The sequence below is a fragment of the Stenotrophomonas sp. YJH_SMC_91 genome (assembly GCF_059368495.1).
In genome coordinates, this window is sequence record NZ_JCAFRT010000007.1 from 20416 (window position 1) to 41896 (window position 21481).

Sequence of the window (21481 nt, forward strand, 5' to 3'; positions counted from 1 at the left end):
TGGCCGGCCCGGCGCTTGCGGGCGGTTCACGCCGGGTGCATAGAATCAGTCGCCGCCGCATGTTCAGCTCGCCCCCTCACTCCTCTCCGTCCGCTCTGCGGTTGGCCGGACGGTCACACGGAGAACTCCCATGTCTGCAGTACGCCCCATCATTACCCGTCCCTCGCAGCACCCTACCCTGCGTATCACCGAAGAACCCGAGCGGGATGTTTACTGGATCCATATGCACGCCAACCTGGTCAACCAGCCAGGCCGGCCGTGCTTCGCCTCGCGCCTGGTCGATGACATCGTCGACTACCAGCGCGAACTGGGCGATCGCCTCAGCGCCTCGCACGCTCTGTCACCCCATGTCGTACTTGCCTCGGACAGCGACGTGTTCAACCTGGGCGGCGATCTCGAACTGTTCTGCCGCCTGATCCGCGAGGGCGACCGCGCCCGCCTGCTCGACTATGCCCAGCGCTGCGTGCGCGGCGTGCATGCCTTCCATGCCGGCCTGGGCACCCGTGCCCACAGCATCGCCCTGGTCCAGGGCAATGCACTGGGGGGCGGCTTCGAGGCCGCACTGAGCTGCCACACCATCGTCGCCGAGGAAGGCGTGTTGATGGGCCTGCCGGAGGTGCTGTTCGACCTGTTCCCCGGCATGGGCGCCTACTCCTTCCTGTGCCAGCGGATCAGTCCGCGGCTGGCGGAGAAGATCATGCTGGAAGGCAACCTCTACACCGCCAGCCAGCTGAAGGAAATGGGCCTGGTCGACATCGTGGTGCCGGTGGGCGAAGGTGTTGCCGCAGTCGAACAGGTGATCAAGGAAAGCCGACGCATCCCGCACGCCTGGGCGGCGATGCGTGAGGTCAACGAGATCGCCACCATGGTGCCGCTGCATGAAATGATGCGGATCACCGAGATCTGGGTAGACACTGCGATGCAGCTCGGCGAGAAGTCCCTGCGCACCATGGATCGGCTGGTACGGGCGCAGGCCCGACGCAATGGCGACCCGGCCTGATCGTCTGGCGGGTCAGGACGGGCTGCGCTCGCTGTCGTCGCGGTGCGGTGCCCCCGCACTACGGGCAGCCAACGCATTCCTGCCGTTGCGCAGAGCGGTCGCCAGGTTGCCGAGGCGGGAGCTCCATTCACCCTTCAGCTGCCAGTCCGCCATGCGCATGATTTCGCCACTGGAGGCGGCAACCTGGACAAGCCCCAGGTTGCTTGCCACGCCGCGCAGCGCGTGGGCGTGCTCGCGGAAATCCTCCCAGGCCTGGCGCTCGCCGCAGCCTTGGAGCTGGCCCATGCTCGCGTCGACGTCCGCCAGGCACTGGTCGATGAACTTGCGTTCGAAGCCATCGCCCATGCCCAGCGATGCCAGCTCGTCCAGGACCGCGGTATCGAGCACGCCATCGCCGACCGGCAATGCAGGCACCGACTGGATGCCGGGCTCGGCGCGGGTGTTGGCGGCGACATCGGCCAGCACTTCCAGCAGGCGGGTGGCCACCACGGGCTTGGCAAGGAAGGCGCGGGCGCCGGCCTGCTCGCAACGCAGGATGGACTCGGGGGTGACGTCTGCGCTCAGCACCATGACCGGAACGTAAGGCATGCCGCTGGCCTGCATCACCCGCAACTGCTTGAGCAGATCCAGTCCGCTCATGCCGGGCATGTGCAGGTCGACGATCGCTGCGTCGTAACTGGCCTGCTCCAGCGCATCGAGCACTTCGGCGCCGCCGTTGACGCAGGTGACCTTGTGGCCGGCCTTCTCCAGCAGCCGCTGCAGCACCATGCGGTTGGCCTCGTGGTCGTCGGCGACCAGAACCCGCAGGCTCCGCACCCGTGCACGATGGCGCAGGAAGGGGTTGGAAAACGCGATGACATTGCCGGCTTCAGCCACCTCGGGCGGAACCGCCGGGGCTGATGAGGTGTCTGCGACGTCCAGCGTGATCTCGACCCAGAACACGCTGCCGCGCGGGCTGTTCGGCGCATAGCCGACCTGCCCGCCCATCGACTCGACCAGGCCCTTGGCAATGGCGGTGCCCAGACCGGTGCCTTCATGGCGACGGGCCAGGCCGACATCGCCCTGCTCGAACGCATTGAACAGGCGTCCGCGCAACGCCACCGGCACGCCGATGCCGGTATCGACGATCTCGAATCGCAGGCGCATCCGCTCGCTGCCCAGCGCATCGGGGCTGGACACGCGCAGATGCACGTAGCCACTGTCGGTGAACTTGACCGCGTTGCCCATCAGGTTCAGCAGGATCTGCTGCAGATGCCCGGCATCCCCGAGCAGGCGCGGCGGCACGTTGTCGTCCACCTGCACGCGATAATCCAGCGATTTGGAGCGGGTCTGCGGGGTCAGGATCAGGTTGATCGCCTGCAGCACGTCGGCCAGCGCGAACTCGTGCCACTCCACGCGCACCTTGCCAGCTTCGATCGCGGAGATGTCCAGCACCTCTTCCACCAGCGCCAGCAGGCTGCGGGTCGAGGCCTGGATGGTGTTCAGGCACTCGCGCTGTTCGTCGTCCAGGCGGGTGGTGGCCAGCACTTCGGTCATGCCGGCCAGCCCGTTCAACGGCGTGCGGAACTCATGGCTCATGTTGGCCAGGAAGCGGCTCTTGGCTTCGTTGGCCTGCCGCGCCTCGGCCACCGCCCGGGTCAAGGCATGCAGCAGCGAATCGAAGTACAGCGGAATCGCGCCCAGGCCCAGCAACAGGCCCCAGCCCAGATAATCGTGGCCGCGCCAGTACGGCGACAGCATCACCGTGCACAGGAAGGCCAGGCAGCCCATGGCCGTGGCCACGCGCAGGTAGGTGCTGCCGTAGCGCATGCCGTTGCCGATCGTCACCCACAGCATCACCGCATACAGCGGTGCGGCCGGCTCGCCCTGGATGGTCATGATCCAGGCCATGCAGGTGTAATCGGTCAGCATGCCGATCACCCGGCGCACATGCGACACGCCCGGATTGACCAGGATCGCGGTCAGCAGGCCGGCGGAAATGGTCAGCTCGAAGGCGAGGATCAGCCACGTCGCCGTCAGGGCCTCACCGCCGCCGCTCAGCGAGCGCCAGCCGAGATAGCTGATGAACAGTGCCGTGATGATGATGCGGATCAGGTTCTGCGCGTGCTCGCTGTCCTCGCGCCCGGACAGGCGCTGCTTGAAGCGGGCCAACAGCGAGCGCTTGTCGGATCCAGCGGCGGGAATCGTATCCATGGTTGGATGTCGCATCCTTCGGCGCAGCAGGGAGGAGCAGCACAACGGTACTGCCAGCAACCCCAACCACAGGGAAATGGCCAGCCCCAGGTTGGCCTGCCAATAGGGAGTCAACAACACGGTAGTGCCGAAACTGACCATCGCCAGCACGATGGCAGCGGTCAGGTAACGCGGCCCGAAACGCAGGCCGTTGCCCACCGTGACCCACATCACCACCGCATACACCCACGCCAGCGGCTCACCCATCTGGATCATGCCGATCGCGATCAGGCCGTAATCGGCCAGCATCCCGGCCACCCGCCGCAGGTCCGAGCGCTGCGGCTTCCACAGCAGCCAGCCGAACAACAGCAGCGACAGGCCCAGCCCGGTCAACGCCGTTGCCAGCGCGCCCTGGTACTGATCCAGCCGGTGCAGGCGGGCGCCGGACAACAGAACATAGACCAGGATCAGCGAGATCAGCACCACCCGCACGATCGCCTGGCCATGTTCCGAATCCGGACGCTGCGCCAGCCGACGCCTCACGCGTGCGAACAGGTCCTGCATGTCACCCACCCGGTCGCGTCGATGCCGTCGAGTGCTGGGCGCAGATATCCATCAACTGCTGGTGGCCGCGCATCAGCGCATCCACGCAACGCGGATCGAACAGTCGCCCACGCTGGGCATACAGATAAGCCAGTGTGGCTTCCATGGTCCATGCTTCCTTGTACGGACGGGGCGAGATCAGCGCATCGAAGACGTCGGCGACAGCAACGATCCGCGCTTCCAGCGGGATCGCTTCGCCGACCAGGCCGTCGGGATAGCCGCTGCCGTCGTAACGTTCGTGATGGCGCAGCGCGATGAGCGCGCCCACCTGGATGAAACGGTTCTGGCTGCCACTGAGCAGCTCGTGGCCGATGCGTGGGTGCCGGCGCATGATCGCCAGCTCCTCGTCATTGAGCTTGCCCTGCTTGAGCAGCACCGCGTCGGGAATGGCGATCTTGCCCATGTCATGCAGCGGTGCCGCCATCTCGATCAGGCGCACGTCGTCTTCGGGCAGGCCAAGCTGCTCGGCGATCAGCCCCGCAACGCGCGCCATGCGTTCGAGATAGGCACTGGTGCCGGCATCACGGAACTCGATCGCCCGGGCCAATCGCGACAGGGTCTCGCGTTCGCGTTCCTCGACCTCGTGCATGCTGGCCAGCAGGCGCTGCTCCAGCGACAACGCACGTTGCTTCACGTTCTCGGTCTGCTGGCGCAGTTGCAGCAGGTTGTAGCAGCGCGCGCGCAGTTCGCGCGGGCGGATCGGCTTGACCAGGAAGTCGATGACCCCCGCTTCCAGCGCCGCCTGGCGGATCGGCTCGTCGCCGACCACGGTGATCAGGATCACCGGGATATCGCGGTGCTTGGGCAGGCGACGGAATCGACGGGCGAACTCCAGCCCATCCATCTCCGGCATGCGGTAATCGAGCAGCAGCAGGTCGACCGGGTGCGCCTCGCACCAGGCCAATGCGGTCAGCGGATCACCGAAGTCATACACGCTCAGTTCCGGCGCGATGTCTTCGATGACGTGACGCAGCATCGTCCGCGCGGACGTCTGGTCGTCAACAATGACGATGTTCAACGCGTACTCCGCCTGGTTTCTCGACCATGCTGGATCATCAGCAGGCGAGGATACCCTGCTGCTGCGAACGCTCGCACCCTGCATCGGCCCGACTCCCGTGTCATGCGTCCCGGTTCATGATCGTCATCACATTGTGAAGCGGACTCTCCACAATGCGCACTCCCCCTGGCGCCGATCAAGCCATAACAGACGTCAAGGTAGTGCATTAACGATACGCCGAGCGCGGGAGGCGTCAATCGCGCCGTCTCATTTCGCGACGGCGCGCACAAACGGGAGTCAAAAAGACGACTTACTGCTCCGGACGCATGTACGGGAACAGCAGCACGTCACGGATCGAGCTGCTGCCGGTCAGCAGCATCACCAGGCGATCAACGCCGATGCCGAGGCCGCCGGTCGGGGCCATGCCGTACTCCAGCGCACGGATGTAGTCGGCGTCGTAATGCATCGCCTCGTCGTCGCCGCCTTCCTTCGCGGCCACCTGGGCCTGGAAACGCTGGGCCTGGTCTTCCGGGTCGTTCAGTTCGGAGAAGCCGTTGGCCAGCTCCTTGCCGTTGACGAACAGCTCGAAGCGATCCGTGTAGCCCGGGTCGTTGTCATTGGCACGGGCCAGCGGCGAGACCTCGACCGGATGGTCGGTGATGAAGGTCGGCTGGATCAGGGTGTGCTCGACCGTGGCCTCGAAGATTTCCAGCAACAGCTTGCCCCAGCCGTAGGACGGCTTGACGCGGATGTTCAAGCGCTCGCAATGGCGCAGCAGCGCATCGCGGTCAGTGCAATCAGCGGCCGAGATTTCCGGGTTGTGGTGGCGCACTGCCTCATCCATGCGCCAGCGACGGAACGCCGGGCCCAGGTCGATCTTCGCGCCGTCCCACTCGACCTCGGTGCCACCGTTCACGGCCTTGGCCACATCACGGATCACACCCTCGGTCAGGTCCATGATTTCGTTGTACGTGGCATAGGCCTCGTACAGTTCCATCATGGTGAATTCCGGATTGTGGCGGGTGCTGACGCCTTCATTGCGGAAGTTGCGGTTGATCTCGTACACACGCTCCAGGCCACCCACGGTCAGGCGCTTGAGGTACAGCTCCGGCGCCACGCGCAGGTACAGGTCCAGGTCCAGCGCGTTGTGATGGGTGGTGAACGGCTTGGCCGCCGCGCCGCCGGGGATGTAATGCATCATCGGCGTCTCGACTTCCAGGAAGTCGCGGTTGTCCAGCCACGCGCGCATGGCGCGGATGATCTTCGAGCGCTTGATGAACACTGCGCGCGATTCCGGGGTCACGATCAGGTCGACGTAACGCTGGCGGTAGCGCTGCTCGACGTCGGCCAGGCCGTGCCACTTGTCCGGCAGCGGGCGCAGCGACTTGGTCAGCAGGCGGATCGACTCGGCCTTGACCGACAGTTCGCCGGTCTTGGTACGGGTCAGGCCGCCTTCGACGGCGATGATGTCGCCCACGTCCCAGCCCTTGAAGGCCGTGTAGGCATCGCCCAGCACCGCTCCCTGCAGGAACAGCTGGATGCGGCCGGACTCGTCCTGGATCTGCGCGAAGCTGGCCTTGCCCATGATGCGCTTGGCCATCAGGCGGCCGGCCATCTTCACCTGGCGGCCGTTGCCTTCCAGCGCCTCGGCGGTCCAGGTCTCGGCATCGGCGAATTCTTCCTGCAGGCGGCCGGCGAAGTCCTCGCGACGGAAGTCGTTCGGGTACGCGATGCCCTGCCCACGCAGCGCTTTGAGTTTCTCGCGGCGCTCGGCGATCAACTTGTTTTCGTCGACGGGGGGGGTATCGGTAGCTTCGCTCATGGATCTGCGGGAATCGTGTAGTGAGGGGGGATGTTGCACCCGGCACAGCCGGTTGCCCAGCATACCAAAACCGCCCTGCCCCGGCCGGGAGAGGGGTCAGATCCCTTTGCGCAGCAAAGGGATCTGACCCCGTTTGGCGATGCCCCCGGTAGCCGACAACCTGGGTTGGCGTCCTGCGTGCCGACCAAGGTCGACACCTACCGGGCGGATCGGCCGACCCTGCTTCGCCGTTACCTGTTCCCGGGGAACGCCTGCCGCAGCTCGTCCACCAGCACCCGCTGGTTCTCCGAATAGTCCACCGGCACCGACACCAGGTGCACCCCGCCCTCGTTGAAGGCCGCCTCCAGCGTCGGGATGAACTGCTCGATGGCGGTCACCTCGTGGCCCTTGCAGCCGTAGGCTTCCGCGTACTTCACGAAATCCGGGTTGCTGAAGGTCATGCCGTAGTCGGTGAAGCCATCTACCGCCTGCTTCCAGCGGATCATGCCGTAGGCGCCGTCGTTGAGGATCAGCACCACCAGGTTCAGGCCCAGCCGACGCGCGGTCTCCAGCTCCTGGCTGTTCATCATGAACCCGCCATCGCCGCACACCGCCAGCACCCGCCGCTGCGGGTACAGGATCGAAGCCATGATCGCCGACGGCAGGCCCGCGCCCATGGTCGCCAACGCATTGTCCAGCAGCAGCGTATTGGCCACCTGGGTGCGGTAATTGCGCGCGAACCAGATCTTGTACATGCCGTTGTCCAGCGCCACGATGCCATCCGGCGGCATCACCTGGCGCACGTCGTGCACCAGCCGCTGAGGCGTGAATCCAGCCTCCTCGGCTCGGTCAGCCAGGTGTTCCAGAATGGTCGCGCGCAGCGGCAGCAGCGCGTCAGCGTTCGGCACCGCGCCTTCGATACGATCGGCCAACTGGGTCAGCGAACGACCGATGTCACCGATCACTTCCACCTGCGGGAAGTACACCTGCTCCACGGCCGCCTGCGAGTAGCCGATATGGATCACGGTCGGCCCACCCGGGCGCATCACGAACGGCGGCTTCTCGGTGACCTCGTGGCCGATGGTCACGATCACGTCGGCCTGGTCGATCGCCATGTGCACGTAATCGCGCTCGGTCAGCGCCGCGGTGCCCATGTACAGGCCCGAACCACCGGCCACCGCGCCCTTGCCCATCTGCGTGGTGAAGAACGGAATGCCGGCGCGCAACACGAACGCCGACAGCGCTTCGCTGGACTGCGGCCGCGACGCCGCCGAGGCGATCATCAGCAGGGGGCGCTTGGCGTTGCGGATGATCTCCGCCGCCCGATCCAGCGCCTCCGGGCTGGCAATGGGACGATCCACCGCGTGCGGCGGAATCAGCGCCACGCCCTCGACCTCATCGGCGGCGATATCTTCGGGCAGCTCCAGCAGCACCGGGCCCGGGCGCTCTTCCTGGGCGACACGGAACGCCTCGCGCACGATGGTCGGGATGGTGCGCGCCGAGACGATCTGCCGCGCCTGCTTGGTCAGCGGCTTCATCGTGCTGACGATATCGACGATCTGGAAGCGCGCCTGCTTGCTGGCGACGATGCCCTTCTGGCCGGTGATCATGATGACCGGCCACGCGCCAAGCAGCGCGTAGGCGGCGCCGGTGGTGAAATTGAGCGCGCCCGGACCGAGCGTGGCCAGGCACACGCCCGGCTTGCCCGTGAGGCGGCCGTAGGTGGCCGCCATGAACACCGCCGCCTGTTCGTGGCGGGTGATCACCAGCTCGATGCTGGAATGGCGGAGCGACTCGACGACGTCGAGGTTCTCTTCGCCGGGAATGCCGAAAATACGCTCGACGCCTTCGTTCTCAAGTGCGGCGACGAGCAGGTCTGAACCCTTGGACATGGGAATGCCGTCCTTTTTTCGCTGGACTGATGGTGGATCGTTGCAGGAAGGATGGAAGCCGCGCGTCAACGCTTGTCGAACCACACCGTCTGCGCGTTGACGAACTCGCGGATGCCGAAGTGCGAGAGCTCACGACCGAAGCCGCTCTTCTTCACGCCGCCGATCGGCACGCGCGGATCGGACGCAGAGAAGCCGTTGACGAATACACCGCCGGTCTGCAGCCGGCGCGCCAGCTGCATCGCACGGGCGCGGTCGCTGCTCCACAGGTTGCCGCTGAGGCCGAACTCGCTCTGGTTGGCCAGTTCCACCGCATGGTCGGCGTCGCGGGCGCGGCTGATCGAGGCCACCGGCCCGAACGTTTCGGTGTCGAAGGCCTGCATGCCCGGCTCAACCCCGGCCAGCACAGTGGGCGCATAGAACGCACCCGGACGATCCAGCTGGTGCCCGCCGACCAGCAGCTGCGCACCGGCGTCGACCGAAGCGCGTACCTGCGCGTCGAGCTGCTCCAGCAGATCCTGGCGCGCCATCGGGCCGATGCGGTTTGCCGGGTCACGGCCGTCGCCAATGGTCAGTGCCTGCACCTTCTGGCAGAACTGCGCCACGAAACGATCGTAGACCGCGTCTTCGACGATGATGCGCTTGCCGGCGATGCAGACCTGCCCGGTGTTCTGGAAGCGCGAGGCCACCGCCGCATCGACGGCCGCATCAAGATCGGCATCGGCCAGGACGATGAACGGATCGGAACCGCCCAGTTCCAGCACCACCTTCTTCAGCGCCTGCCCGGCCTGGGCAGCAATGCTGCGGCCGGCGGCCACACTTCCGGTCAGGGTCACCGCCGCGATGCGGTCATCGGCGATCGCGCGGCTGGTGCCCTCGCGGCTGATGTTGGCCGCGATGAAGGTGCCCTCCGGCAAGCCGGCATCGCGCCATGCGGCGTCGAGCAGCTGCGCGGTACCGACGATGTTCTCGGCCGGCTTCAGCAGGAAGCCGTTGCCGCCCATCAGGATCGGCACCGCCGCGCGCATCACCTGCCAGTACGGGAAGTTCCACGGCATGATGCCCAGCACCACGCCCAGCGGCAGGTAGGACACGTAAGCCTTGTCGTCGGGCACCTGGGTCGGTTCGTCGCGCAGGAACTGCGCACCGTTGTCGGCGTACCAGTCGCACAGCACAGCACACTTCTCGATTTCGGCCAGCGCTTCGGCCTGGACCTTGCCCATTTCGGCGGTAGCCAGCGCGGCCAGCTTTTCACGGTCACGGCGTAGTACCGCGGCCATCGCACGCAGTACGTCTGCGCGCTGTTCGAGGCTCTTGACGCTCCAGGCCGCAAAGCCGACCTGGCCGCGGTCCAGGATTGTTTCCAGCTCGGCGTCGGTGGCGAAGGGATGGCTGGCGATCTGCTGGCCGGTGGCCGGATCGCGGGAAATGGCGGTGGTGGGGGCAGCGGACATGCAGGGCTCCTGTTGTCTCGACAACGGGCGGTGGCCCGTCTCCTGCACAGGAATGTGGACCCGAATGGCGGAGGCAACAAGGCGTCTGCTTATCCTGTGACCCGCACTTACCTGTCTGAATGGGGGGTATCGGCAGGGCTGCGCCCTGCACCCGCCGAAGCCAGAGCAACGTCAACGGCAGAAGCTGGCATTCCGTGGGTTGGCGGGGTGGGTCCGGTTGAGGGGGGGCTGCAAGTACGTCCATGTAAGCTCGGTCGCCGCATCCATGCGGCTCACGCCCCCTCAACCGGACCCACCCCGCCTTCGACAGAGTTCAGCGATCTGTCGGGACGGCGCTCTGCGTTGCTGTTGGTGGGTGTCGACCTTGGTCGACACAGTAGACCCACGCCATGCGTGGATGACTCATTCGATATCTGAGAGAAAAATCGTGTCGACCAAGGTCGACACCTACCAACAGCCGCGCGGAACAAAGCCGCAGTTGCCAACAGCCGCGTGAACCTGTCGAAGGTGGGGCGGTGTCGGCGTGCGGGGTGTCAGCCGCATGGATGCGGCTGCCAAGCCTACACGGACGTACTTGCGGCGTCCCCGCACGCCGACACCGCCCCGCCAAACCACGGAACCTAGCTCTGGCTCTGGCTCTGGCTTTGGCTTTGGCTTTGGCCGTTGCATTGAGCAGGTGCAGGGCTGCAAGCCCTGCCGAACACCCCCTACTTCCGCGGCAGGTAGGTCACCAGGGAAAGGTCATGCCGGCTCTCCGGCACCAGCGCCACGTACTGCAGGTCCAGCAACCCGCGCGTGGGATGGTTCAACTTCTTCGCCCCTTCATCGAACCGGCGCACATCGTGCTCCGGCCACCACTGGCGGAACTCCTCGCTGTGCGCCGAGATGTCCTCGACCAGCGCCAGGAACGGAGCCTTGTCCGGCGCCTGCGCCATCGCCGCGCGGAAGCCTGCCAGCAGGCCGCGGGTCATTTCTTCCCAGTTGAGGATCAGCGTGCGGTACGGCGGGTACAGGAACATCAGCCGCAGCGTATTGCGCTCGTGCGGCGCCAGCTGGCTGTAGTCCACGAACAGCTCGGCGATGGCCGGATTCCAGGCCAGGATGTCGAAGCGGGTGTTGCGCACGTACGCCGGGATCGGCTGCATCGCCTCCACCAGCTGGCGCAGGCCGTCGGTCACACTCTCGTCCGGTGATTCCAGCGGCACGCCGTAGCCGGACAGTGCGAAGGCATAGGCGCGTTCGTCGTCGCTCATGCGCAGCACCTGTGCCAGGCGCTCGAGCACCTCGGGCGAGGCACGCACTTCGCGGCCCTGCTCGATCCAGGTGTACCAGCTCACGCTGACCCCGATCGCCAGCGCCACTTCCTCGCGCTTCAGGCCCGGGGTGCGCCGCCGCCCGGCCGGCAGGCCGAGCGTGGCGGGGTCGACACGGGCGCGGCAGGCCTTGAGGAAGCCGCCGAGTTCCTTGCGTTCACTTTCGCTGCGCATCATCGCTACCGCCGTACCCGTTGTAGCGTCGAGCCATGCTCGACGCATCTGCTACTGCCCAACAGCAGCCGAGCATGGGCTCGGCTCTACCGGAAGCGTGATCAGCCACCCTCGGCGTTGCGCACGAGGGTGACGACATCCGCGCAGGCGCGCCGATCAGGCATCGACGCGCTTGGAGCCCACGGCCAGGCCGGCCTTCAGGCTAGCCTCGACGAACTCGTCCAGGTCGCCGTCCAGCACCTTCTGCGTATCCGAACGCTCGATGCCGGTGCGCAGGTCCTTGATACGACTCTGGTCGAGCACGTAATTGCGGATCTGGCTGCCCCAGCCGATGTCGGACTTGGTCGCTTCCACGGCGTCCTTTTCGGCGTTGCGCTTCTGGATCTCCAGCTCGTACAGCTTGGCGGCCAGCATCTTCATCGCGTTGTCGCGGTTCTGATGCTGGCTGCGGCCGGTCTGGCAGGCCACGACGATGTTGGTCGGGATGTGGGTGATGCGCACCGCCGACTCGGTCTTGTTGACGTGCTGGCCACCGGCACCCGACGAACGGTACACGTCGGTACGCAGGTCGGCCGGATTGATGGTGATGTCGATGTTGTCATCGATTTCCGGCGACACGAACACCGAGGTGAAGCTGGTGTGGCGGCGGTTGTCCGAGTCGAACGGCGACTTGCGCACCAGGCGGTGCACGCCGGTCTCGGTCTTCAGCCAGCCATAGGCGTAGTCGCCTTCCACGCGCAGCGTCGCCGACTTGATGCCGGCGACGTCGCCACCGGAGACTTCCATCAGCTCGGTCTTCCAGCCGCGCGATTCACACCAGCGCAGGTACATGCGCAGCAGGATCTCGGCCCAGTCCTGGGCTTCGGTGCCACCGGCACCGGCCTGGATGTCGACGAACGCAGCGGCATTGTCCATCTCGCCGGAGAACATGCGCTGGAACTCCAGCTTTTCGACGTGCGCCTGGTGCTTGTCCAGGTCGGCGACCACCGCCAGTGCGGTGTCCTCGTCCTGCTCGGACTCGGCCAGTTCGAGCAGTTCGGTGGCGTCGTTCAGGCCATCCAGCACCGAGGCGATGCCGCCCACGGTCTTTTCCAGGCTGGAACGCTCGCGGCCCAGGTTCTGGGCGTACTCGGCGTTGTTCCAGACATCGGGGCTTTCCAGCTCCCGCGTTACTTCTTCAAGACGCTCTTTCTTGGCGTCGTAGTCAAAGATACCCCCGAAGCGACAGCACGCGATCGGTCAGATCGGTGATGCGCTGGCGGACAGGATTCAGTTCGATCATGTCGGCGGTTATGCATTCAAAAGATGACTGCCAATGATACCGCAGGCCGGGGGCGCCCGGAATGAGGGATCAGGCCTGCCGCTGGGAGCCAACCACTGGTAGACCCGCCTCTGTAGAGTCGACTGTCAGTCGACTGCTTTTCATTCAGGTTGCGGTGGAGCCCGCGCTGCGCGCGATAGTCGACCAACAGTCGACTCTACCCGCGCCCGCGCCGCCCAGCGCCTGCCGCAGGACCGGCAGCTGGCGCCGGCTGCAGGGCACTTTGGCTCCATCGGCCATGTGCAGCAGGGCCTCGCCTCCGTCCAGCGGCTCGATCGAGCGCAACTGACCGCGATTGATCAGCCAGCTGCGATGCGGGCGCAGGAACTCGCCCGGGTCCAGCCGCTGCTCCAGCACCGCCATGGTGATGCGCAGCGGGTAGTCGTGGCCGCGTACCCGCAGGTTCACGTAGTTGCCCGCCGACTGCGCGTACTCCACATCTGCGGTGGCAACCAGGAACTCCTTGCCCAGCTTGCGCACCAGGAAATGCTGGGGGCGCTCGACCGGCTCCACCGGCGGGCCGACGTCGGGCTCGGCCAGCAGGCTCGCTTCGCCCTGCCTGCGCCTGCCGAACCAGCTGGCAAAGTGCTCGAGGGCCACGAACATCGCGAACGTGCGCACATCCTTCAGGTACTCGTAGGCAAAACGCTCCAACAAACCGGCATCGTCCTGGTAGCGGTAGCCCAGCGACGCGTAGGCCAGATGCCGCAGCAGCATCATCCCCACCACGTGCAGCAGCGACCAGCCGACGCTGGCCAGCAGATACAGCGGCAACCGCCGCCTCCAGGTATCGGCATGCAGCGGCCAGCGCTCGCAGCCCCACCACAGCAACGGCAGGGTCAACAGGATCAGGGCGAGGCTGCTGAACTCCCAGATCATCGGCTCCCACAGCCCAAGATCCGCGCCGCGGCGACTGGCGTCCATCACTTCCACCAGCGCATTGGTCACTGCCGAGGCCGACAGGATCGCCGCCCATACCAGCAGGCGGGTTGAAGTACGCCAGCGCGATGGTCGGCCCTGGGTCATTGCTGCATCCATGTCGTTGCGGTGCTCCAGCCTGCCTCAAGGGACCAAGGGTAGCGGCTCCATTGGTCCCATCACCCCCGCCATTGGTCACTGCGTCGGTTCCAGCGGCCCCTTGCCGGTCGCCGCACGGACCGGACGGCGTCACCTTGGCTCGACTCTCCGGCACACCACCACCATGACCCGACGCTACGACATCGACGCCCTGCGCGTGTTCGCCTTCGCCCTGCTGATCCTCTACCACACCGCCATGGCCTACGTGGACGACTGGGGCTTTCACCTCAAGAGCGTGCATACCGCCGAATGGCTGCAGTGGCCGATGCTGTTCGTCAACCGCTGGCGGATGTCGCTGCTGTTCCTGATCTCGGGTATCGCCATCGCGCTGATGCGGCCGGAAGGCAGGTTGCTGCGCTTCGCCGGCCTGCGCACCTGGCGGCTGCTGCTGCCGCTGCTGTTCGGCATGTTCGTGATCGTGCCGATCCAGCCCTACTGCGAAGGCGTAGCCAACGGCCACGTGGCACCCGGCTTCGGCCACTTCCTGCTGCGCTATTGGCAGGTGCGGCCGTGGCCGGAAGGGAGCTTCGCCGGTTGGCAGTACGGCATCACCTGGAACCATCTGTGGTACCTGGCGTATCTCTGGAACTACACGCTGGCCCTGGCCCTGTTGATGCCGTTGCTGGGAACGGCGGTGGTGCGCCGCGCGGTGGCGTTCTGCGCAGCATCGCCGATGCTGCTGATCGGCCTTCCGTCCGCCCTGCTGCTGGCCTGGGTGATCTGGCTGGAGCCGATCTACCCGTCCACCAATGCCCTGCTCAGCGACTGGTACCAGCACGCGAAGTACGCAACGGTATTCCTGGCCGGCTACCTGCTGGGCCGTGCGCCGGTGTTCTGGCAGCGCGTGGTCGCCCTGCGCCGCACCACGCTGTGGCTGGCGCTTGCTGCCGTTGGCTGGTATCTGGGGTTGCGCATCCTCGGCCAGGTGCTGCCCGCCGACTCACCGCTGCGGCAATGGCCCGAACCGTTCTGGGACCTGCAGGGCCGGGCCAGCCAGTCGCTTTACGTATGGACTGCGCTGCTGGCCATCCTCGGCTGGGGAAAGGTCTTCCTCGATCGCCCATTCCGCTGGCTGCCGTACTGCACCGAGGCGATCTATCCGTGGTACATGCTGCACCAGAGCCTGATCATCGCCCTGCTGTTCTGGCTCAGGCCGCTTCAGCTGGGCCCATGGCTGGAACCGGCACTGCTGCTGGGCGGCACCGTCGGCGGCTGCCTGCTGATCCACGAGCTGATGATCCGTCGCTGCCGCCGGCTGCGGCCCCTGTTCGGCCTGCGTGCCGATCCGCCAGCGGCGTCAAAGGCGCGCACCGTGGCGTTGTAGAGCCGCGCCGAGGCTCGGCTGCCTGTGCCGTGAGCCGGGCATGGCCCCGGCTCTACATCAAAGCAGTCGAGCAAGCTCGACGCTACGCGGACGTCCGAGCGGTCAACGCACCTCGAACTCGCCCACCAGGACGGTTTCGGCGCGGTCCTTCAGGCGCATCGTCACCATCTGGTCCTTCTGCTTGGCCGTGCCCCAATGGGTGGTCAAGCGCAGCATCAGGGTCGTCGCACCGGCCACCAGCTGCTGGCGGCTTCCGAAGTAGTTTGCTTCCACCTTGTACTTGCCTGGCTTGGCGTTGCGCAGGGAGAACTGCTCGGGGCCATAGCCGCCGGTGAAGTCCTGCGACATCTGCCCACCCTGATACGTCAGGCGGTTGCCGTAGTACGCGCGCTCGCCGTTCGGGTCGGTCACCCACAGATCCATGTCGCTGTTGTCGGCATCCCACGACAGCACCACGCGCAGGTCCAGCGGCATCGCCTGCAGCAGGCGCGGGTCGATACTGGTGGTATCCAGCCGGGGCGTGCTGCGGGCCACCAGGTTGGTCAGTTCATCCAGTCCGATCAGGGCGATGCCATCGAAACGGCTGTCCCATGGCCGCACAACCACCTGGTACAGCGGCGCCAGCGCCTGCTGCGGCTTGTCGGCCGCTGCCAGTGCCAGGCCCAGGTCGCGGAAGCTCTGCGGCTCTTCCTGGCCCATCGCCAGGACCTGCTCGAACACCGGCACCGCCAGTGCGGGGGCATCAGCCTGCATCAGCCGGTAACCGAGCACGCGCAGCAGGTGGCGGTTGTCCAGGTCCATCTCGGCCAGGTTCGACAGCACGCGCAGTGCCAGGTCGCGCTGACCCTGCTCCAGCAGCAGGTCGGCCACGTCGAGGAAGAACGCGCTGCTGTCGGCATGCGCATCGCGCTCGGCCAGGTAGCGGTCATACAGTTGCGACGGCGGGCCCTGGCGCAGGCGCCGGGCGATGGCCGAGTCCGGCTGCCAGGCCGCCAGCTGGATACCGAGCTCGCCCTCGTTGGCGGCAGCGGGCGCAGCGACACGGCCACCAGTGACCGTAATTGAATCCAGGGCCTTGTTCGATGCAGGCGCCGAGCGACGTGCACGCGCGCTGCTGGCTTCCATGCGCTGATCGGCGGCGGCGGCCATCGGTGCCGGGGCGGGCGGTGCCGCAGGGGCCGGCGCGGCGAGCATTGCCACCGGCGCCGATTCCATCGCGTAGTCCGCCGAGGCCACTTCCAGTGCCCCGCCCTTCGCCTGCGGCGGCACACCCTTCGGCCAGCTGCGGCTCCACCACTGCTGGCGCTCCTTCCAGCGAGCGGCCACTTCATCCAGGCGCTGGCGATCGGCTGCGGCGCGATCACTTACCTGCACTGCAAACCTGGCGTCGTACCCGGCGCGCAACGTACCCGAAGGGCGGATCGCATAGCGCAGGTAGTCCTCCAGCGTCTCCAGCACGATCAGCGAGGTATCCGGCCCGACCAGGCCAAACTGCTGGGACAGGCGCTGCATCGCCTCGCGGTTGCCACGGCGGTCGGCGGCCAGCTGCTGCAGGCGCGCCTGCGCCCACAAGCCCGCCAGCAGCTCGCCGCCTTCACTCTTCTGCGTGGCGGGCAGCGCCTGCCATTCGCCGCCACCCACGCGCACCCGCATCGGCACTCCGTCGGCCGCCAGTCGTGCGTGCAGCCACAGCCAGCCCTGGGCTTCACTGCGACGATCAATCACCACGTCCTGCACGCCGCGCCCCGCATCGACCTGCACATCCAGCGGCGACGACAGCAGCTCGCGCGCCGCCGCATCAACATCCTCGCCCAGCGCAACGAAGCGGCCGCCACGCGCTTCGGTCCAACCACGCAGTCGCACGGCATCGGTGCGCGCACCGGCGCTGCTGACCGCAAACAGGCGTTGATCCGGCGCCATCGCCGGCAGCTGTTCCGGCCCGTAGGTCAACAGCCCATCGCTGACCAGCAGGTACTCCTTCACGCCCGGCTGCGACTGCCACTGCGCCAGCGCGCTGGCACCGTCCGGGCGCACCGCCTGCAGTGCTGCGCGCAGCTCGTTCCAGTTACCGGCGCGGATGCAGAAGCGACGCACCGGTTCAGCGCGATCACGCAGCACGGTCAAGGCCACGGTGCCGTCACCCAGCGCTGCGAAATAGCGATCCAGCAGGGCGAACTCACGCGTGCGATCGCGCTGCCCCGCCGAACCGGAGCCGTCCCAAAGCAGGCCGATCTCGCTGGGCAACGTGCGGGGTGTACTGCTGGCCGCCACCGGCAGCTGTGCCAACAGGTAGTGCCCATCCTGCCAGGGCGCCACCTGCACCTGTGCGTGGCGGGCTGCCGGCAGGTTCCACTGGAGTTGCTTCGGCAGCTGCGCACCCTTGCCCTGCCACTGCAGCTGGCCCGCGCTGATGCGGAATGGCGCAGTACCTGCGGTGGCCGCGTCGGGAGCATGCACCTTCAGTTCAACCGAGGCTGCACCGGCGGCGAACTGCAGCGGCAGCGTCCACTGCCAGCTTTGGCCGGCGAAGGCCAGCGGTTCGCGGATCACCAGCTGCACACGCCGACTGCCACCGGCCGGCAGCGGGTAGACGCGCAGGCGGAACTGGTTGCCGGCGGTCTGTTCCAGCAGGCCCGGATCGACACCACGGCGGGCGATTTCCTCGAACACCTGGCGGCCGCGGTCCTTGGCCACCGGCACCGCGTCACGCATCTCGCCGTTGATATCCAGCGCGAAGCCGGTGATCTGCTGGCCATCAGCCAGCGGGAACTGCAGCTCACCCTCCAGCACACGACGGTTCGGGTTGTGGAATTCCAAGGTGATCCGGGTCTGGGCAACGCCGGCCTGGACCTCGCCTTCGATGCGGGCGTGTCGCAGTTGGACCGCCTGCTCGGCAGCCGGGGCAATCAGCAACGGCGTGCTAGCCTGCGGCCGGGAGATCGGCGGCGACTGTGCGCCAGCGGGCCAGGCCGCAAGGGCCAGCAACAACACAGTGCAGCAACGGACGAAGACCATGACCGGACTCCAGTGGGATCGTGGATCGTTGAACGCACCAGCAACCGTAACGGGGTTGGCGGGCCCCCAAAAAGGGGACGGAGGGGATTAAGTCGCAATTGGCAAACAAGGCAAAAGCGGCTTAATCCCCTCCGTCCCCTTTTTCTAGGCGGGCAGGCAGTGTTCGATGATCAGCTGGATGGCGCTGCCACCGCGATAGTCGTCGCAGGCCAGGCGGTAGGCGAGGTGCACGTGGCGGCCAGGCGCGTTGCCGTGCCAGCCGCCGAAATGGATGGCGTTGATGGTGCCGGGCACGCCGGGCAGGCGCAGCTCCAGCTTGAGGTGGCGTTCCTTCAGAACGCGCCAGTTGGCCACTTCGAAGTGGCCGTCGAACAGTGGCTCGGGGAAACCCTGGCCCCACGGCCCGGCCAGGCGCAGCGCATCGGCGTGGCGATGGTCCAGCTCATCTGCCGCCAGTTCGCCGTCACTGAGCACCTGCTGCTGCAATGCGGCCGGATCGAGCATCTCCAGCACCACGGCGACGAAGGCGGCCTTGAAGTCATCGACGTGATCCAGCCGCATGCTCAGCCCAGCCGCCATGGCATGCCCACCGAAGCGCTCGATCAGGCCCGGATGGCGCGCGTCGACAAGCGCCAGGGCGTCACGGATGTGCAGGCCGGGAATCGAGCGCGCCGAGCCACGCAGGGTGTCGGCGCCCGGTTCGGCCGGGGCAAAGGCGATCACCGGGCGATGCAGGCGATCCTTCATCTTCGAAGCGACCAGGCCGACCACACCGGGATGCCAGTCGGCATCGAACAGGCAGGCCGCGACCGGTCGCTGACCGGCCATGTCCAGCACCACGCGGGTCAAGGCCTGCTCGGCGTCGTCAGTCATCGACTGCTGGACGGCGCGCCGTTCCGAGTTGATCTGCTCCAGCGTCTGCGCGATCTCCCGCGCCTGGCGCGGGTCTTCGGTCAGCAACAGCGCGATGCCCAGCGCCATGTCTTCCAGCCGGCCCGCCGCGTTCAGGCGTGGGCCGAGTGCGAAGCCGATGTCGGTGGCGGTCAGCCGCGCCGCGTCACGGCCGCTGGCTTCGATCAGCGCTCGCAGACCGACGCAGCCCTGCCCCGCGCGCAGACGGCGCAGGCCCGCGCTGACCAGTGCCCGGTTGTTCGGATCCAGCGCCACCAGGTCGGCGACGGTGCCGACCGCCACCAGGTCCAGCAGCGTGGTCAGGTCCGGCCCCTTGCCATCGGCGAAGACGCCGGCCTCGCGCATGTGACGGCGCAGCGCCATCAGCACGTAGAAGATCACACCGACGCCGGCCAGCGACTTGCTGGGGAACGCATCACCGTCGAGATTGGGATCGACGATGACATCGGCCGGCGGCAGCTGCGGCCCGGGAAGGTGATGGTCGGTGACCAGCACCTGCCAGCCCCGCGCCTTGGCCGCGATCACGCCCGCATGGCAGGCGATGCCGTGGTCGACCGTGACCAGCAGGTCCGGCTGCAGCGCGGCCAGCTCCTCCACCAGAGAAGGTGACAGGCCGTAGCCGTGCACCATGCGGTTCGGCACCGCGTGGAAGACGTGTTGCGCGCCGAGCATGCGCAGGCCACGCACGCCGACCGCACAGGCGGTGGCGCCATCGCAATCGAAATCGCCGACCACCAGGATGCGCTTGTCGTTGGCGATGGCCTCGATCAGCAGACCCACCGCATCATCGATGCCGGTCAGCAGCTCCGGCGCGTGGAGGCTGCCCAGCTTCGGCAGTGCCAGCTCTGGCGTACCGGCGCCGCGGCTGGCATAGAGTCGCGCCAGCAGTGGCAGCGTGCCGTCTGGCCAGCTGCCGGGTACGACCGCATCGCGGCGGCGGATCATCGGCGTATCAGAGGACGGCTGCGCAGCATCGGCGGCAAGGGACATCGGCATCGCCGGGTTGCGGAAGACATCCCCATGATAGCGCGGGGTCGGATCTCTCTGCCCGCAGGAGGCTCCCCCCCGATCGCTGGCATTTGGAATCTGCCAGCCTATCTTCCATGCTTGTCGGCCCGGAAATGGACTTCAACGCATGCATCGCACGCTCCTTCCCGCGCTGCTGGGCCTCGCCATGGCCCCGGCCACCCACGCCGCCACGCCCGAACCGAAGGCCGGCGTGCAGTTCCAGCACAACGACTGGTCGCTGGCCTGTGACAACACCGGCACCTGCCGCGCCGCCGGCTACAGTCCGGAACAACCCGGCAATCTGCTCAGCCTGATGCTGGAACGCGCGGGCGGCCCGGGTACGAAGGTGCTCGCGCGGCTGCGCAATGGCGAGGATGGCGAAAGCGCGACGCCGACCGGGGCGCTGCGCCTGCGCCTGAACGGCAAGGACCTGGGCCCGGTGCGCGACACCGGCGACGGAGATCAAGTACTGCTGCAGCAGGGACAGACCGATGCGCTGGTCGCCGCGCTGCCGCGCCACGCACGCATCGACATCATCGACGGCAAGGGCAAGGCGTGGCCGATCTCCGACAGCGGTGCAGCGGCCGTACTGCTGAAGATGGACGAGGCCCAGGGCCGGCTGGGCACACCCGGTGCGCTGGTGCGGCGTGGCGACAAGCCCGAAGCGAGCGTGCCTGCGGCGTTGCCGGTGCCAGTGATCATGCGCGGCACGCTGATGGCACCGCGCGCCTCGGACGCGGCACTGGCGAACGCACCGGGCCTGCGCAAGGCACTGATCGCCAGCCTGCCGAAGCCGGATGAGTGCGGCCGCCTGAGCGAGGGTGGGACAGACGAGATCGAGATCCAGCGACTGGACGCCCAGCATGTACTGGCAAGCACCAGCTGCTTCATGGGTGCCTACAACTTCAGCAGCGGCTACTGGGTAGTGCAGGACAAGGCGCCGTACCAGGCGAAGTTCGTGACCTCCAACGCGGAGGACTTTGATCGCGATGACGCGACGCTGCGCGGGCGCTTCCGTGGGCGCGGCATCGGTGACTGCTTCTCCGGCCACGACTGGGCCTGGGATGGCGCGCGATTCGTGAAGAGCGGCGAGTTCACCACCGGGCAGTGCCGCGGCGTGGCGGGTGGGCATTGGCAGCTGCCGACCGTGGTCAGCACGGTGAGGTGATTGTTTGCAGGGCTGCGCCCTGCACCTGCCGAAGCAACATCCGAAGCAACAGCAACAGCGGGGAGTCCGTGGGTTGGCGGGGCGGTGTCGGATTGCGGGGACGCCGCAAGTACGTACCTGTAGGCTTGGCAGCCGCATCCATGCAGCTGACACCCCGCAATCCGACACCGCCCCACCTTCGACAGGTTCACGCCGCTGCTGGTAGGTGTCGGCCTTGGTCGACACATCTTTCAGATATCGATAGACAAAATGG

13 protein-coding genes are annotated in these 21481 nt (G+C 66.9%); 3 read left to right on the top strand and 10 right to left on the bottom strand.

All coding sequences use genetic code 11. The features are described from left to right. Positions 1-130 precede the first annotated feature (130 nt). Positions 131-1000 (top strand): diffusible signal factor synthase RpfF, encoded by an 870-nt coding sequence (rpfF, locus tag AC5P5X_RS10670; protein WP_012480080.1) that lies wholly within the window; start codon positions 131-133, stop codon positions 998-1000. 12 nt (positions 1001-1012) lie between these two features. On the opposite strand, the gene AC5P5X_RS10675 is transcribed toward rpfF, so the two are convergent. The 8 genes from AC5P5X_RS10675 to AC5P5X_RS10710 form a co-directional block, all read right to left on the bottom strand. After that, positions 1013-3736, bottom strand: coding sequence for a response regulator (locus AC5P5X_RS10675; protein WP_111189519.1), 2724 nt, complete (start codon positions 3734-3736; stop codon positions 1013-1015). Position 3737: 1 nt separating this feature from the next. Next, complete coding sequence (rpfG, locus tag AC5P5X_RS10680) at positions 3738-4877, bottom strand: cyclic di-GMP phosphodiesterase response regulator RpfG (RefSeq protein WP_005409495.1); 1140 nt, start codon at positions 4875-4877, stop codon at positions 3738-3740. Between the two features lie 205 nt (positions 4878-5082). After that, on the bottom strand, positions 5083-6594 hold the full coding sequence (gene lysS / locus AC5P5X_RS10685; RefSeq protein ID WP_100443322.1) for a lysine--tRNA ligase: 1512 nt from the start codon (positions 6592-6594) through the stop codon (positions 5083-5085). Positions 6595-6824: 230 nt separating this feature from the next. Then, positions 6825-8465: an acetolactate synthase large subunit gene (locus AC5P5X_RS10690; protein ID WP_012480077.1), complete on the bottom strand. Its 1641-nt coding sequence runs from the start codon at positions 8463-8465 to the stop codon at positions 6825-6827. A 65-nt stretch (positions 8466-8530) separates the two neighbouring features. After that, the gene (locus tag AC5P5X_RS10695; protein WP_111189518.1) at positions 8531-9916 is read right to left on the bottom strand and encodes an NAD-dependent succinate-semialdehyde dehydrogenase; all 1386 of its coding nucleotides are present in this window, start codon (positions 9914-9916) and stop codon (positions 8531-8533) included. A 707-nt stretch (positions 9917-10623) separates the two neighbouring features. Beyond that, entirely contained in the window at positions 10624-11406 is a 783-nt protein-coding gene (locus tag AC5P5X_RS10700; RefSeq protein ID WP_032966703.1) for a helix-turn-helix transcriptional regulator, read from the bottom strand. A 153-nt stretch (positions 11407-11559) separates the two neighbouring features. Beyond that, positions 11560-12685 (bottom strand): peptide chain release factor 2 gene (gene prfB, locus AC5P5X_RS10705; RefSeq protein WP_014037064.1). Its coding sequence is split into 2 segments (ribosomal slippage): positions 11560-12609 and positions 12611-12685, totalling 1125 coding nucleotides; the frame shifts between segments, so codons are not numbered across the junction. Positions 12686-12829: 144 nt separating this feature from the next. Further along, on the bottom strand, positions 12830-13750 hold the full coding sequence (locus AC5P5X_RS10710; protein ID WP_099479805.1) for a LytTR family DNA-binding domain-containing protein: 921 nt from the start codon (positions 13748-13750) through the stop codon (positions 12830-12832). Between the two features lie 175 nt (positions 13751-13925). Between AC5P5X_RS10710 and AC5P5X_RS10715 the strand changes: the two genes are divergently transcribed. Beyond that, on the top strand, positions 13926-15125 hold the full coding sequence (locus tag AC5P5X_RS10715; RefSeq protein WP_111189419.1) for an acyltransferase family protein: 1200 nt from the start codon (positions 13926-13928) through the stop codon (positions 15123-15125). Between the two features lie 102 nt (positions 15126-15227). Here AC5P5X_RS10715 and AC5P5X_RS10720 read toward each other — a convergent pair whose 3' ends face one another. After that, positions 15228-18140 (bottom strand): DUF2135 domain-containing protein, encoded by a 2913-nt coding sequence (locus AC5P5X_RS10720; RefSeq protein WP_495215979.1) that lies wholly within the window; start codon positions 18138-18140, stop codon positions 15228-15230. A gap of 144 nt (positions 18141-18284) precedes the next feature. Beyond that, positions 18285-20042, bottom strand: coding sequence for a single-stranded-DNA-specific exonuclease RecJ (gene recJ / locus AC5P5X_RS10725; protein ID WP_044571328.1), 1758 nt, complete (start codon positions 20040-20042; stop codon positions 18285-18287). A 145-nt stretch (positions 20043-20187) separates the two neighbouring features. On the opposite strand from recJ, the gene AC5P5X_RS10730 reads away from it, so the two are divergent. Continuing rightward, complete coding sequence (locus tag AC5P5X_RS10730) at positions 20188-21228, top strand: DUF1176 domain-containing protein (protein ID WP_111189421.1); 1041 nt, start codon at positions 20188-20190, stop codon at positions 21226-21228. Positions 21229-21481 lie beyond the last annotated feature (253 nt).